The organism is Micropruina sp. (genome assembly GCF_047602385.1).
GTDB lineage: Bacteria > Actinomycetota > Actinomycetes > Propionibacteriales > Propionibacteriaceae > Micropruina.
Map to the genome: position 1 here is coordinate 471,017 of NZ_JASGHL010000005.1, position 15,563 is coordinate 486,579.

11 protein-coding genes are annotated in these 15,563 nt (G+C 69.8%); 2 read left to right on the top strand and 9 right to left on the bottom strand.

Translation table 11 applies throughout. From position 1 onward, the window contains the following. Positions 1–53 precede the first annotated feature (53 nt). Entirely contained in the window at positions 54–1,391 is a 1,338-nt protein-coding gene (locus QM711_RS17695) for a DUF4921 family protein (protein WP_415101758.1), read from the bottom strand. Positions 1,392–1,618: 227 nt separating this feature from the next. Here QM711_RS17695 and QM711_RS17700 point away from each other — a divergent pair, with 227 nt between their 5' ends. Next, positions 1,619–2,185: a WhiB family transcriptional regulator gene (locus tag QM711_RS17700; protein WP_415101760.1), complete on the top strand. Its 567-nt coding sequence runs from the start codon at positions 1,619–1,621 to the stop codon at positions 2,183–2,185. A gap of 402 nt (positions 2,186–2,587) precedes the next feature. Here QM711_RS17700 and QM711_RS17705 read toward each other — a convergent pair whose 3' ends face one another. The 7 genes from QM711_RS17705 to serS all read right to left on the bottom strand — a co-directional run bounded on the left by QM711_RS17705 (position 2,588) and on the right by serS (position 10,875). Beyond that, the gene (locus tag QM711_RS17705) at positions 2,588–3,670 is read right to left on the bottom strand and encodes an ABC transporter ATP-binding protein (protein WP_415101762.1); all 1,083 of its coding nucleotides are present in this window, start codon (positions 3,668–3,670) and stop codon (positions 2,588–2,590) included. Then, positions 3,640–4,641: an ABC transporter ATP-binding protein gene (locus QM711_RS17710; RefSeq protein WP_415101764.1), complete on the bottom strand. Its 1,002-nt coding sequence runs from the start codon at positions 4,639–4,641 to the stop codon at positions 3,640–3,642. The genes QM711_RS17705 and QM711_RS17710 overlap by 31 nt, the downstream gene beginning before the upstream one ends. 2 nt (positions 4,642–4,643) lie before the next feature. Continuing rightward, positions 4,644–5,645 (bottom strand): ABC transporter permease, encoded by a 1,002-nt coding sequence (locus tag QM711_RS17715; RefSeq protein WP_415101766.1) that lies wholly within the window; start codon positions 5,643–5,645, stop codon positions 4,644–4,646. Continuing rightward, positions 5,642–6,664 carry an ABC transporter permease gene (locus QM711_RS17720; protein WP_415101768.1) on the bottom strand — a complete coding sequence of 341 codons (1,023 nt, stop codon included), beginning with the start codon at positions 6,662–6,664 and terminating at the stop codon, positions 5,642–5,644. The genes QM711_RS17715 and QM711_RS17720 overlap by 4 nt, the downstream gene beginning before the upstream one ends. Before the next feature lie 181 nt (positions 6,665–6,845). After that, positions 6,846–8,528: an ABC transporter substrate-binding protein gene (locus tag QM711_RS17725; protein ID WP_415102307.1), complete on the bottom strand. Its 1,683-nt coding sequence runs from the start codon at positions 8,526–8,528 to the stop codon at positions 6,846–6,848. A 231-nt stretch (positions 8,529–8,759) separates the two neighbouring features. After that, complete coding sequence (locus QM711_RS17730; protein ID WP_415102309.1) at positions 8,760–9,524, bottom strand: HAD family hydrolase; 765 nt, start codon at positions 9,522–9,524, stop codon at positions 8,760–8,762. Positions 9,525–9,600: 76 nt separating this feature from the next. Next, positions 9,601–10,875, bottom strand: coding sequence for a serine--tRNA ligase (gene serS / locus QM711_RS17735; RefSeq protein ID WP_415101770.1), 1,275 nt, complete (start codon positions 10,873–10,875; stop codon positions 9,601–9,603). A gap of 64 nt (positions 10,876–10,939) precedes the next feature. Here serS and QM711_RS17740 point away from each other — a divergent pair, with 64 nt between their 5' ends. Then, positions 10,940–12,496 (top strand): diacylglycerol kinase family protein, encoded by a 1,557-nt coding sequence (locus QM711_RS17740; protein ID WP_415101772.1) that lies wholly within the window; start codon positions 10,940–10,942, stop codon positions 12,494–12,496. Positions 12,497–12,500: 4 nt separating this feature from the next. Here the strand turns inward: QM711_RS17740 and QM711_RS17745 are convergent, their stop codons facing one another. Continuing rightward, a complete protein-coding gene (locus QM711_RS17745; RefSeq protein WP_415101774.1) occupies positions 12,501–15,503 on the bottom strand; it encodes a BTAD domain-containing putative transcriptional regulator in 3,003 nt (1,000 codons plus the stop codon). Between the last annotated feature and the right edge of the window lie 60 nt (positions 15,504–15,563).

The window sequence follows — 15,563 nt, forward strand, 5'->3', positions numbered from 1 at the left end:
CCCACCTTCCTGAAGTCGTCCCCATTCTGCCTCAGGACGGCCTTGGCTACCGCTCAGCGAGACCCGGCGTTGTATCGCAGCGAGTTCGGACGGCATTCGGCCTCGCTGCCGATCCGCAGGTTGGCGGCGATCCGGCCGTCGTCGCGCAGCGCCAGCAGCTTGGTCACCGTCCGGTCCCGGATCGCCCACGGGTCGAGGGTGTTGAGGTAGATCTTGGTGGCGCCCTCGAAGCCGGCCAGCGTCGAGATCCGCCACTTCAGCACGATCCGCCAGGGCATCGCCACGTCGACGTCGATCGGCCGGTAGTGCCATTCTTCGTTGCTGGGCACCTCGACCCCGGTCGCGGCGTGCATCGCGTGCAGCAGGTCCGACATGCCGCGCAGTTCCTCGGGCGACTGCTCCCACGGATCGCATTCGGCACTCTTGGAATAGATCTCCAGCGACGGGAAGCGGTGGCCGAAACCGGCGAATGCGATGGCGTGGTCGTTCTCGGCCAGCACCAGGTTCTTGTAGCCGGCGTAGTTGACGGCGTCCTCGTTGAAGACGTTCGGATTGGCACGCAGCTGGGCGACCGCACGTTCGGCCTGGACGCCACGCTCATCGACGGCGACCAACTGCTTGTGCAGGTGATCGAAGGACGCCCCGGCGGGCCGCAGCCAGTTCTGGAAGACCACCACGTAGCGGGCGTACCGGTTCAGTGTGAACAGCGCCGAGATCGACTCCACGGTGAAGGCCAGCAGTTGGTAATGCTCGTCGGGCGTCAGGGTGCCCGAGCCGGCCAGCTGGGTGTTGTCGACCGCGCCGTCCACGAAATGCCGGCGGCTGATGATCACGTCGTGCCCGCCGCCGAAGAACCCGGACGCGAACTCGACCTGTTCGTCGCTGGTCATCGCGTCGAGCTGCTCGGGCGTCCGGCCGCTGGCCACCAGCTTGGCCCGGGCCACCCCGAGCACATGAGCCCGGCCGGCGGCGGACTGCAGGTAGGCCGTCCGGCGCGCCGCCACCCGGCTGGGCAGCACGTAGCCGTAGTTGGCGTGCCAGTACTGGTAGCTGAGGATCTCGAACAGGTTCGGCACCCGCCGGAACTCGGCGGTGGTTGCGTACAGCTCCTCGGCGGTGGTCCGGTAGAGGGTCTCCCAGCTGCCGTCCGGACGCCGCACCATCCGCGACTTCTCCGGCGGCGTCTCCAGGTAGCGCCGCTCGCAGAACGGGCAGTGCCGGCCGTGCCGCTCGGGATCGAGCGGGACCGGCGGCGGCAACGACACCCCGAGCGGGCGGTTGCCGCGTCCGGCCACCGTCCACACCTCGGTGCCCGAGAACGGATTGAGTTGCTTGACGGTCCCGTCGGCCATGACGGTCAACCAGTCAGGCTCCCGGTGGAACGCCTGCATGGGTGTGCTCCCTGGATCGATGCTCCCGGTCAGGGTAGCGTCTCACCTAGTGCCGAGGCACTCGCCAATTCGGAGCGGGCCTGTAAGGGGCGAATCCGGGTGACGGAGACCGGAAGTTCATGCCCCAGCAGGGGATCATCCCGACGGACTCCGGGGGGAGTTGCAACCGAATCGTGACTGGACGCGTCCAAACCCCAAGACGCCCCAGCCACGGAAGTGAGTACGTCATGCTGCACCGCACCAGCGGCGACCGCGCCGCTTGCATCGATCAGCCGGCCCTGTTCCAGCACGCGCTGCTGGAAGACCCCTCCGCCGCGCGCGGCGACGGCGAGCGGCGCCGCCAGCTGACCCTGTTGACCGAGCGGGCCCGCGCCACCTGCGACGGCTGTCCACTGTTCAACTCCTGCCTCTACGACGCGGTGGTCAACCAGGACGTCGCGGGCTTCGTCGCCGGCACGACTCAGGCGCAGCGCACGCAGATGCGCGCCCAGCTCGGGGTGAGCGTCGCCAAGGAGGACTTCGACGCTCTGGCCGGCGTCGTCCGCGGTGGGCGGCAGCTCAATCACGAGGAAGTGCTGCGGTTGCGCCAGGCGAATCCGGACCAGAGCCTCGAGGTGCTGGCGATGCGACTCGGCTGCTCGCTGTCCACCGTGAAACGACACATGCGCCGGGCGCGCGCGGTGGCCGCGTCCGAGCGGCCGCTCGCGGTGGTGAAGCCGACCATGGAACGGGTCTTGGCCGCGTTCGTTGCGGTCGTCCGGACGCACCGGCCTCGGGACCGCCAGGTCGCCTAGTCCAGATCGTCGCAACCATCGCGGGTTGAGCGTGTCGGACCCACATTGCCAAAAGGTCTCGACAAGCTCGACCAACGAAGCACACCGCGGGTCGAGCGTGTCGGACCCACATTGCCAGAGAGGTCTCGCCAAGCTCGACCAATGAAGGTCAGCGCTTACCGAAGCATGGCTCCCGCCGAAATTCACGCGTAATCACGCGGGTGATTCGGTCAGCCGCGTCCTGGCGCGGAGAAAGGAGCGTTCTGGCCACACCCGGACCACCACCTGAACCCGCCGCCGCGAGACCCTGACGCGGGCCGTCCGGACCGCGCCATAACGGCTACTTCTCCGCGGCGCGGCGAAGCGGTCCCGACAGGCTCAATCGGCGGGGGTCCTCAAGCCGACGCCTTCCCCGAGCCAGCTTCAGCCCGCGGCGGCCTCCACCACCAGGGACGCCGCGGGCTGCACCTCGCCGGCCAGGATGCCTTCGGCCCAGTGGCAAGCGACCCGGTGGCCGGGGTGCCCGTCGATCTCGCGCAGCTGAGGCACCTCGTCATCGCACCTGGTGGGCTGCCGGTAGGGGCAGCGGGTGTGGAACCGGCAACCGGACGGCGGATTCGCCGGGCTGGGCAGGTCACCACGCAGCAGGATCCGTTCCCGGCGATCCTCGACGTCGGGGTCCGGGATCGGGATCGCCGACATCAGCGCGATCGTGTACGGGTGCAGCGGCTCGGCGTAGAGCTCGTCGGAGTCGGCTTCCTCGACGATCCGGCCCAGGTACATCACGCCGATCCGGTCCGAGATGTGCCGGACGACGGCGAGGTCGTGGGCGATCACGATGTAGGTCAGGCCGAACTCGCGCTGCAGCTTCTCCAGCAGGTTGATCACCTGGGCCTGGACCGAGACGTCCAGCGCCGAGACCGGTTCATCGGCGATCACCAGGTCGGGGTTGAGGATCATCGCCCGAGCGATCCCGATCCGCTGCCGCTGGCCGCCGGAGAACTCGTGCGGATACTTGGCCAGCGCCGAGCGGGGCATCCCGACCAGTTCGAGCATCTCGGCGGCTCGGGCCACCAGCTCGGCGTTCGGACGCGGATCGTGCACCCGCAGCGGCTCGATCATCAGGCTCTGCACCGACTGCCGCGGGTCGAGCGAGGCCAGCGGGTCCTGGAACACCATCTGCATCCGGCGGCGCAGCTTCCGCAGCGGCTCGCCCTTCAGCGTGGCGACGTCCACGCCGTCCAGGGTGACACTGCCGGCGGTCGGTTCCTCCAGCCGCAGCACGGCGCGTCCGAGCGTCGACTTGCCGCACCCGGACTCGCCGACCAGGCCGTAGGTGCGGCCACGGGGTACCCGCAGGTCGACACCGTCGACGGCCTTGACGTGGCCCACGGTGCGGTCCATCACGATGCCCCGCCTGATCGGGAAGTGCACCTCGAGCCCTTCCACCACCAGCAGGTCGTCGGCGGAGTCGTTCACTGGGTCACCTCCGCGGGGTGGACGCATCGGACAGGGTGGTCGGGCGGTGAATCCGGCAGCGGCTCGAGCGGGATGTCCGGCCGGACGCACTCGTCGGTCGCGTGCAGGCAACGCGGCGCGAAGGCGCAGGCTTTGGCCCACGCGATGGTGTCCCGGGGAGTGCCCGGGATCGGGTGCAGGGGTTCACCGCGCGGGGCGTCCAGTCGCGGGATCGAGGCCAGCAGACCGTGGGTGTAGCGGTGCCGTGGGTGCGCGAACAACTCTTCCCGGGTGGCGGACTCGACGATCCGCCCGGAGTACATCACGTTGACCTGGTCGCAGAGCCCGGCGACCACACCGAGGTCGTGGGTGATCATGATCATCGCCGTCCCGGTGTCGGTGACCAGCTCCTTCAGCAGCTCCAGCACCTGGGCCTGGATGGTGACGTCGAGAGCGGTGGTCGGCTCATCGCAGATCAGCAGCCGGGGCTTGCAGGCCAGCGCCATCGCGATCAGCGCCCGCTGCCGCATGCCGCCGGAGAGCTGGTGCGGATACTCCTTGAGCCGGCGGTCGGGGTCGGGGATGCCGCAGCGCCGGAGCAGGTCGACCGATTCGGTCATCGCGTCGCGCCGGTTCGTCCGGGTGTGGGTCAGCAGCACTTCGGCCACCTGGACGCCGATCGGCACCACCGGGTTCAGCGAGCTGATCGGATCCTGGAACACCATCGCGATCTCGGACCCACGCAGCTTCGCCATCGCGCCGTCGGACAGGCTCAGTAGGTCGCGTCCCTTGTAGCGGGCCTGTCCGGTGACCTGGACGCCGCGGCTGGCGAGCAGCCCCATCAGTGCGAGCACGGTGACAGACTTGCCCGAGCCGGACTCGCCGACCACGCCGACGATCTCGCCGGGCGCCACCGCGTAGCTGACCCCGTCCACCGCGCGGGTCTCGGAGTTCCGGCGCCGGAAGGTGACGCTCAGGTTGTCGATCTCGAGCAGTGAGGTACTGCCGTCGGCACTCATCGTCACCTCCTCGACTTCGGGTCGAGGGCCTCGCGCAGCGCTTCGCCGAGCAGGGTGAAGCCGAGCGCGGTGACCGCGATGCACAGGCCGGGCAGCAGGGTCAGGTGCGGCGCGGTCTGCAGCCGGTCCTGGGCCTTCACCAGCATCCGCCCCCACTCGGCAACCGCCGGGTCGGCTTCGCCGAGGCCGAGGAAGGACAACGCGGCGACTTCGATGATCGCGGTGGCCAGGGTGAGGGTGGCCTGCACCAGCACCGGCCCGAGCGAGTTGGGCAGCACGTGGCTCATCGTGATGGTGCGTCGCCGCAGGCCCAGTGAGACCGAGGCGAGCACGTAGTCCTTACGCGATTCGGCGAGCATCGAGCCGCGCAGCAGCCGGGCGAAGATCGGTACCTGGGCGGCCGCGATGGCCACCATGATGGCCAGCGGCTGGCGTCCCATCACCGCGGCCACCGACACCGCCAGCAGCAGGGACGGGATGGACAGCAGGATGTCGACCAGCCGCATCACCAGCACGTCCACCCAGCCGCCGAAGGCGCCGGCGAGCGCACCCAGGGCGGCCCCGCCGAGCAGGCCGAGCAGGGTGGACACGACGCCGATGATCAGCGACTGCCGGGCGCCGAAGATCAACTGGGTGAGCAGGTCCGAGCCGAACGGGTCGAGCCCCAGCGGGTGCTCGGACGAGAACGGCGGCAGCGCGTAGGGGGTGATCTCGCGGATCCATTGCGAGCCGGCCGGCTCGTAGGGAGCGAGCACCGGCGCCAGCACCGCGACCAGGACGAACATGGTCACGATGGCGGCGCCGAGAATGGCCGACGGGTTGCGGATCAGCCGTTGCAGGGCACCCTTCCACAGGCTGGTGCCCTCTTCGTCCACACCGGTGTCGCCCATCGCTTCGGCCAGCGCGGGCGAACGTTCGATGACGCCGACGGACGTGGCGAGGACGACGTCGGGAACCTCGGGGACGTCGGGGGTCGGCTCGGTGGACCGTTCGTCAGTGCTCATCTGGTTCTCAACCTCGGATCGATCAGGCCGTACAGCAGGTCGACCACCAGGTTCACCACGGCATAGACCAGCGCGATGAACACGATGAACCCCTGCAGCACGGCGAAGTCCAGGTTCGAGATCGCCTCGAACAGATACGAGCCGATGCCGTTGAAGGCGAACACCGCCTCGGTCAGCACCGCGCCGGACAGCAGCGCACCGGTCTGCAGGCCGATCGTGGTGGTCACCGGCAGCAAGGCGTTGCGCAGCACATGCCGCCGGCTGATCAGGCCGGGCGACAGGCCCTTCGCCTTGGCGGTGCGGACGTAGTCCTCGTGCAGCACGTCCAGCACCGACGCCCGGGTCATCCGCACCACGATGGCCAGCGGAATGCTGCCCAGTGCGATGGCCGGCAGGATCAGGTGCAGGATGGCGTCCCAGGACGCGTCCAGTTCGCCGGTGAGCAGGCCGTCCAGCACATAGAAATTGGTGATGTGGGTCGCGTCGATGGTGACCGTCTGTCTACCCGAGGAGGGCAGCACAGCCAAGAAGTGCAAGCCGGGCAGGCCGACCGCGAACACCACCTTGAGCAGGTAGGCGAGCACGAACACCGGGATCACCACGCCGGCCAACGAGGCCGAAACCGTCAACGTGTCGAGGACTCCACCGGCCCGCTTGGCCGCCAGGTAACCCAGCGGAATGCCCACCACCACGGCGAACAGCAGTGCGGCGACCGCGAGTTCGACGGTGGCCGGAAAACGCAGCAGAAAGGTTTCCAGGACGGGCTCGCCGGTGCGCGGGCTGCTGCCGAAGTCGCCGCGGATCAGCTGTCCGACGTAGGTGAAGTACTGCTGCAGGATCGGCTTGTCGAAGCCGTACTGTTCGTTGATCCGGGCGATCGCCTCGGGAGTGGCCTTCTCGCCGAGCAGAGCCCGGGCCGGATCACCCGGCAGCGACCGCAGCCAGCCGAACAGCAGCACGCTCAGGCCGAAAAGCACCGGGACCATCAACAGGATCCGGCGGACGGCGAACCTGAGCATGCGCGTCCCTTCCGTTCGGTGCGGGCCGGGGCCGTCCTGGGGCCCCGACCCGGCACTGGGTCAACTGCAGCTGGAGAGGCGCTGATCGATCCGGCGTCCCCCTGGTCAAGCCTGTCGAAACCCGTTGCCAGAGAGGCTTCGACAAGCTTGACCGACGATGATCAGCACCTCTGAAGGGGTGTCACTTGGTGATGGTGACGCCGTTCCACACCTCGTCCTGGACCGGCGAGGGCTGATAGCCCTGGACGCCCTTGCCGAAGGCCAGCGACGGCGGCGCATGGGTGAGTGGGACGCCCGGCACGAAGTCCGCGATCATCTTGTTGATCTGTTCGTACTTCGCCTTCTGGGCGGCCGCGTCGCTCATCCCACGGGCCTCCTTCAGCGCGGTGAACAGAGCCGGGTTGTCGAAGCCCCACTCATTGGCCTTGGTGCCGAAGAACACGCCGATGAAGTTGTCCGGGTCGTTGTAGTCACCCGTCCAGCCGAGCAGGTGAATACCGTGCTTGTCGGTGCCGGCGTTGCCCTGAATCAGATCGAGATAGTCCGGGCTCCACTTGTTCGCCACCGGATTGACCTTGATCCCGACGGCTTCGAGCTGTGCCTTCAAGGAGGTGTAGATGTCCTCGGGCGAGGGCATGTAGGGCCGCGAGACGCCGGTCGGGTAGTTGAAATCCAGGGTCAGGTTCTCTTGCCCGGCCTCCTTCAACAGTGACTTCGCCTTGTCCGGGTTGTAGGCATACTTCTCGACGTTGCCATTCCAGCCGGTCACGTTCTCAGGCATGAAGTTGATCGCCGCCACGGTGCCCTCGGGCATCACCTGCTTGATCAGGGCGTCCTTGTCGATCGCGTAGGCGATCGCCTGGCGCACCTTGAGGTCGGAAAGCGCCTTGATCTTCTGGTTCATGCCCAGGTACAGAATGTTGAACGCCGGGCGCTGCAGGATCTGCAGGCCGGCCTGCTTGAGCCCCGGCTGGTCGGCGGGCGCGACCAGGTCGTAGCCGTCGATGTTGCCGGCCTGGAGCTCCTGGGTGCGGGCCTTCGGGTCGGAGATGGTGCGGATGATCACCGTGGAGACTTTGGCCTTGTCGCCCCAGTAGTTGTCGTTGCGCTTCAGGGTCACCTGCTGGCCGCGCTCCCACTTCTCGAAGACGAACGGGCCGGTGCCGGTCGGATGCGCCGTGGCGTACTCGGAGAATCGCGGGTCCTTCGCCGTACCCGAGGTGCTGTCCGCGTCGTACTTCTTCATCGCCGTCGGCGACTGCATCGAGAACGCCGGCAGGGTCATCGCGTCCAGGAAGTGCACGAACGGACTGTTCAGATTGATCGTCGCCTCGGTAGCGCTGCTCGCCTGGCAGTCCTTGTAGAGCGCCTGGTCGGCGTTTGCGCCGGTCTTGAAGCCGCGCATCAGCTTGCCGTAGTAGTACGAGATGTTCTCGGACTGGTTGAGGCCGGTCCAGTTGAACCAACGGTCGAAGTTCGCGCACACCGCCTCGGCGTTGAAGTCGGTGCCGTCGGAGAACTTCACCCCGCTGCGCAGCGTGAAGGTGAACGCCTTGTTGCCGTTGGACGCCTTCCACGCGGTCGCCAGCAGCGGCTCGACCTCGGTGGTGCCGGGCTTGGTGCCGAGCAGGCCCTCGAACTGCTGCCGGGCGACCCGGAAGGTCTCACCGTCGCTGGCCATCGCCGGGTCGAGCATGATCGGGTCCGAGGACGCCGCGAAGACGAAGGTGTCCTTGGTGCTGCCGCTGCCGGCGGGTGCGCCCGGGCTCGCGGTCTGTCGCTGGCTCTGCGCACACCCGCCGAAGCCGGCGAGCAACGTGATCGCCGCGGCTATTGCCGCCCCGCGACGCACGGTGAACTGCATGGTCACTTCCCCATTCCTTCCCGACAGCGCGGTGCCGCCACGATGGGGGGAGGCTAGCCCCCGCCGGACTGCTGCGGGAGTGAACCGGGACGAGTGTTCCCAAGCTGTTATGTGTCGCCAGACGCCAATTGCGCCCGTCGCGCGTCCCCCAATCGCTCGCCGAACTATTCAGGGCTCGCTGAACTCAGCGAGCCCTGTTCAGTTCGGCGAGCGCGGGGACGGGCGGGGTGGTCAGCCGAACCAGCGCAGCAGTTCCTTGGCCGTGCCGTCCTGGTCGAACAGGTCGGTGACGTGGTCGGCTGCCGCCTGCACCTCGTCCGGCGCATCGCCCAGGGCGACCCCGCGTCCGGCCCAGCGGAGCATGCCGATGTCGTTGCGGCCGTCCCCGATCGCCAGCACGTCGGCGGCGTCCACACCGAGGTCGGTGCAGGCGGCGGCCAGGCCGAAGGATTTGTCGACGCCGGGCGCGATGTCGAGCCAGGCGGTGTAGCCGATGAAGTAGCTGACTCCCTCCAGGCCCAGCCGATGCGCGAGCGCGATGAAGTCGTCCTCGGACGCGTTCGGGTCGCGGACGACCACCCGGGTGACCAGCTCGGAGACCAGTTCGTCGCGGTCGACCACGGTCAGTTCGCCGGTCAACTCGCCCTCGGGGAACAGCCGGTTGACGTTGAATCCCTCTTTGCCGACCTCGACCGCCAGCATCGCCTCGGGATGTTCGGCCAGCACCCGGTCGACCACGTTGGTGGGATCGAAGGTGACCGTCTGAAGCACCTGCAGCGGCGGGTTGTGCACCCGGACGGCGCCGTTGGAGCAGACGTGCTGGCCGGGCGGCAGGTTCAGCGCCTCGACCAGCAACCGGGTGCCGGCCCAGCCGCGTCCGGTGCTCAGCACGACCGGAACCCCGGCGTCCACTACGGCAGCTACCGCCGCGGTCACCGAATCGGGCAGGACCCGGACCGGGTCCACCAGCGTGCCGTCGATGTCCAGTGCCACCAGGCGTGGTCGCCAAGCCATGAACTCACTCCCCTTCCTGCCCAGGCTTTCAGGGGTGCCGTGGCGAGGGCAAACCAGGTCAGCTGACCGGGGTGAGGAACTCCCGCCCACCCAGGTAGGGACGCAGGGCGTCCGGGATGCGCACCGAGCCGTCCGGCTGCTGGTGGTTCTCCAGCAGGCAGATGATCATCCGGGTCATCGCGCACAGCGTGCCGTTCAGCGTCGCCACCGACTCGATGCCGGCCTCGGTGCGCATCCGGATGTTCAGCCGGCGAGCCTGGAAGGTGGTGCAGTTCGAGGTCGAGGTGATCTCGCGGTACTTGGCCTGGCTGGGGATCCAGCCGTAGCAGTCGAATTTGCGCGCCGCGCTCAGCCCCAGATCGCCGGAGGCCACCTCGAGCACCTGGAACGGCAACTCGAGCGCGGTGATGAACTCCTTCTCGAACTCCAGCAGCTTGCGGTGCAGGTCGTCCGCCTCGTCGGGATGGCAGTAGACGAACATCTCGACCTTGTCGAACCAGTGCACCCGGAAGATGCCCTTGGTGTCCTTGCCGTAGCTGCCCGCCTCGCGCCGATAGCACGGCGAGTAGCCGGCGTAGCGCCGCGGCAACGTCGCGGCGTCCAGGATCTCGTCACTGTGGTAAGCGGCCAGCGCCACCTCGGACGTCCCGACCAGATACAGGTCGTCGGCCGGCAGGTGGTAGACGTCCTGCGCGGCCTGACCGAGGAAGCCGGTGCCCTCCATCGCGGACGGCTTCACCAGCGCCGGCGGCAGGATCGGCGTGAAGCCCCACTCCATCGCCTTGGCCAGGGCCAGGTTGATCAGCGCCAACTCCAGCATCGCGCCTTGTCCGGTGAGGAAGTAGAAGCGCGCGCCGGACACCTTCGCACCGCGCGGCATGTCGATCGCGCCGAGCAGTTCGCCCAGCTCCAAGTGGTCGCGCGGGGTGAAGCCCTCCGCCGCGAAGTCACGCGGAGTGCCGTGCTCGGAGACCACCACGAAGTCGTCCTCGCCGCCGCGCGGAACGTCGTCGAACACCGGATTGGGCAGCGTCAGCAGCAACTCGTCGAACCGCGTGGCCGCCTCGGTCGCCGCCGCGTCCGCCGCCTTCACCTGCGCGGCAAGCTCCCGGGTGCGGGTGATCAGCGCGGCCTTCTCGTCGCCCTTGGCCCGGGCGACCTCCTTGCCGAAGGACTTCTGCTCGGCCCGCAGCGACTCGAAGGACGCGATCGCCGACCGGCGTGCCGAATCCGCCTCGACCAACCGGTCGATCAGCTCGGAGGACTCGCCGCGGGCCTCTTGGGCGGCTCGCAGACGGTCGGGCTCGGTGCGTAACAGTTTCGGGTCGATCACCGGCTCAGCCTATCGGCCGGCGCCGGACGCCCCGCGTCCCGCTATCCGGGTGCCACAATGGCGCATGCGCAGCCGCCGGCCGGGCATCGGCCCGCTTGCCACGATCACCTTCGGGGTGGGCTTCGTGGTGTGGACGCTGCTGCTGTACTCGGGCGCGCTCATCGCTTTGGACGCCGTTCAGGCGCCCACGCCGCACTGGCAGGACCCGGTTATCCAGATCGCCGCGGCAGTCGCCATCCTCTTCCACCCGTTGCCGGTGAACTGCGTGCTCGCGGGCATCGCCATCTGGGCGTTCCGGCGGCGGCTGCGGAACCTGACCGTGGGAGTCGTGCTGGCAATCGGCCTCGGCTGGGGCGGCCAGAACCTGGCCCGGCTGCTGTTCGCGCGACCGCGTCCGCCCGGCACCCTCACCGAGCTGATCAGCAACAGCGGCTACGCGTACCCGTCCGGACACATGGTCGCCATCGTCACCGCCGCCCTGGTGGTGATCGCCACCACGACCACCACCAAGCAGCCTCGGGCAGCGATCGAGTTCTGGCGCTGGCTGGGCCTTGGGATGATCCTGCTGGTCGCCCTCGATCGCTGGCTGCTGCATGCGCACTGGGTCAGCGACCTGGTCGGCGGCATCCTGTTCGGCGGGTTCACGGCCAGCCTCGCCCTCACCGTGGCGAGGGTGCATATGCAGCCCGAGCGGCCCACTCGCGCCGCGGCCCTGGCTGCCCGCAACCCGAAGCGCTGCGCCATCGTGGTCAACCCGACCAAGATCCCCGACTGGGCTGCTTTCCGGCGGCACGTCGAGACCGACTGCCGCGAGTACGGCTGGACGCCGCTGTTCCTGGAGACGACTGTCGACGATCCCGGACGCGGCATGGTCCGGGCGGCGTTGAAGGCCGAGGTCGACCTGGTGATGGTGGCCGGCGGCGACGGCACGGTCCGGGTGGTCTGCTCGGAGCTGTCCGGCACCGACGTCCCGCTCGGCCTGCTGCCGTCGGGGACCGGCAACCTGCTGGCCCGCAACCTGGGCATTCCGCTGGACGAGTCCGAGGCGCTCCGGGTGATCCTGGAAGGGCGCCGGGACCGGATCGACCTGGTCGAGGTGACGATCGACGAACAGGAGCCCGAGCACATCGCGGTGATGGCCGGCGTGGGCTTGGACGCCCGGATCATGAGCGGCACCGACGAGGGCCTGAAGAAGATCCTCGGCCCGGCCGCCTACGTGATGGCCGCCGGCGATGCCGCCGCGCTGCCGTCCTTCGACGTGACCGTCACCCTCGACGACGACAAGCCGATCGAACGGCACGCCGGGCTGGTGATCGTCGGTAACGTCGGCCAGTTGCAGGGCAACGTCCAACTGCTGCCCGACGCCCAGTTCGACGACGGGCTGCTCGACCTGTTCATCGCGTCCCCGGGCAACGTCGCGGACTGGCTGCGGATCACCACCAGTGTGCTGCTGCCGGTGCCGGAGGCGTCCGAGATCGACCGGGGGCAGGGACGCCGGGTGCTGATCGAGGCGTCCGAGCCGGTGGAGTACCAACTCGACGGGGACGCGGCCGGCGAATGCCGACGGATGGCCGCCCGGGTGGTGCCGCAGACCCTGACCGTGATGGCGCCCCAGCGGTGACCTGTCACCGCCGAGCCGCGGGCTCGGTGAGGGCCCGAGCGGCCACGGCGTCGTACCGCTCGGTGTGCTGCAGCAGGTAGGGCGCGGCCGCCATCTCCTCATCGGCACGGCCGAGCAGGTCGCGCGCCCGTCCGAGATCTCCCGAGCGCGCCGCGCACAGGGCCAGGGCATCCAGGGCGGCGACCACCGACTCGATGTCCCCGGCCGCCCGGGCCTGGTCCGCCAGCAACGTCAGTGCTTCCTCATCGCCGGCGAGCGCCGCGCGTTCGATGCGATTCAGCAGCATCAGGTCACCGCCGCCCGACCTCGCGTACCAGTGCGCGTTCTGCTCGACCAGACGTGTCGCCCGCTCGGGGTCGCCGTGCGAGCGGAGCAGTCGCGCCAACTGCAGCCGCACGGAGGCCTGCAGGCGGCCGTCGGCGACCGCGGTCGCGTCGGTCAGCGCCTGTTCGAAGGCCGCCTCGGCGCCCGGGTCGCCGGCCCTGGCCAGACAGCGAGCCAGGGACGCCCGGTGCAGCGCCGCCTGACCGGCGAAGCCAAGTCGCCGGGCGGCCTCGGCCGCCGCCTCGAAAGCGGTCGCCGCCTCGCCCAGCCGGCCCTGGCCCTGCGCCACCCCGCCGAGAATGGCGTTGCCGTGGATGAGGCCCCAGGCGTCACCGGTGGCGCCGATCAGGGCGACCGCCGCACCGGCGTCGCGGTCCGCCGACGCGACATCTCCCGCCATCAGCGCACCGTAGGCGGCCAGCAGCAGGCCGGCGGCGATCGACCAGTCGGAGCCGGACTGTCGATACACCCGCAGCGCGGCGCCTGATTCGGAGCGGGCGGCGTCCGCGTCACCCCGCTGGATCGCCACGAACGCCCGATACCAGCGGACGTCGGCGGCCAGCAGGTCGTCGCTCAGGGCTTCGGCGAGCGCCGCCGCGAGTAGGAGGTCGCGCTCGGCCACGGTGAGGTCACCGGCCGATGCCTCCAGCCACACCGCGGCGAGCAGGCCGCGGGCGCGATCAGCCGGCGCGGCCGTCGCCACGGCGTCCCGCACCCGGGCGGCGCCGGCCGCACCGTCGCCGAGCACCACCCAGGTCCAGGCCATGCCCAGGCCGATGGCGGCCGCGATCGACGGATCGTTGCGCCGGCTCCAGGCCAGCGCCGCGTCGATGTCGGCCCGCTCGGCGCGGGCGTACGCCAGGCAGTCGGGCTGACTCGGCGTGACGATGTGGCCGGCACACCAGGCCGCCCGGTCGGCGTACCAGCGAGCATGGGCCAGCCGGGCGGACGTCTCCGCACCTGACTCGGCCAGCCGGCCGGCGGCGAACAGCCGGACGCTGTCCAGCAGCCGGTAGCGCGGCGCGGCCTCGGAGCCGTCGTCCAGCACGACCAGCGAGCGGTCCACCAGGCGGGTGATGGTGTCGAGAACCGCGGTGTCGGGCACCTCGAGTGCGGCCAGCACGGCTTCGAGAGCGCTCAGCGTCGCTCCACCGGCGAAACAGGACAGCGCCCACAGCCCGCGGCGTTCGTCGGGAAAGAGCAGCTCGTAGCTCCAGGCGATGGCGGCCTCCAGCGCCCGTCTTCGTGGCGGCTGGTGGCTGCCCGGGTCGCGGAGCAGGGCGAACCGGTTGTCCAGCCGCCGGGCGATCTCGTCCACCGGCAGCGACCGGACCCGGGCGGCGGCCAGCTCGATGGCCAGCGGCAGGTGGTCCAGCCGGGCGCAGACGTCGGCGAGGAGCTGCTCATGCCGGGCCTCGACGGTGAAGCCGCGGCGGTGACGCCGAGCCCGTTGCTCGAACAGCCGCCGCGACTCGGCGGGCGCCAGGGTCGGCAGCACCAGGACCTGTTCGGCGTCCAGACCGAGCGGAACCTGGCTGGTGGCGAGCAGGCTGAGCCGGGGAACCTCGCCGAGCAGCCGGTCCACGGTGGCGGCGGCCTGGGCGATCAGGTGCTCGCAGTTGTCCAGCACGAGCAGGGTGTCGGCACCGGTCAGCCGGTCGCGGACGGCGTCCGGATCGCTCGGTACCCGCAGGGTGTGGGCGATCGCCTGGAGCAGGTCGGAGGAGTCGTCGAGGCTTTCCAGCCGGATCAGCCAGGCGCCGCCCGGCACGGTCGAACGTGCTGCGATCTCGGTGGCCAGCCGGGTTTTGCCGACACCGGCGGGGCCGATCAGCGTGACCAGCGACGACTGCTCCATGGCCTCGTCGGCCGAGGCCAGCTCCCGGTCGCGTCCGACCAGGGGCTGCGGTGGCCGGACGACGTTGCCGGGCCGAGCGGTTTCGAGCCGGGGCTCCCCCAGCCGCGGGTGATGCCGCAGCACGTCCAGTTCCAGTCGCCGCAGCTGCGGTCCCGGCTCAAGCCCGAGTTCGCCGGCCAGCCGCTCCCGGATTCGCCGGTAGGCGGCGAGCGCGTCGCTTTGCCGTCCGGACCGGTACAGGACCGTGATCAGCGCCCGCCACAGCCCTTCCCGCAAGGGCTGTTGGGCGATCAGGCCTTCGAGTTCGGCGACCAGTTCGGCACCTGCGCCGAGGTCGACGCGGGCCGCGACCATGGTCTCGATCAGGCTCCAGCGGGTCTCGTCGAGCCGGGTGCGGTGCACCGCCGCCCACGATCCGGCCAACGGCAGCAGGTCGCCCCGGAACAGCACCACCCCTTCGCGGGACAGGTCCAGTGCGGTCGCAGCATCCCCAGCGAGCTGGGCGCGTTCGGCGGCGTCGGCGAGGCGGACGGCCCGCTCGGCGTCGACGGCGTCCGGTTCGAGGTCGAGCAGGTAGGCGCCGTCGAGGGCGCGGACGACGCCCGGCTCGGCGAGGCTGCGGCGCAGCTGCGAGACCTTCGCCTGCAGCGTGTTGCGGCCGGTGGGCACGCCCCAGAGGTCGTCGATCAGCACGTCGACCCGGACCGGATGCCCCGCGTCGAGTGCCAGCCGGGCCAGCAGTTCGGTGGTCTTGCCGGCCGGAAGGGCGACCGCGAGACCGTCGCGGCGAACCTCGACGGCACCCAGCACCCCCACGGTGAGCACGCACCGAGCGTACGGTCTGGACGGCGCCTGCGGCACTGCCGGGTGGGCCGTCAGTCGTCG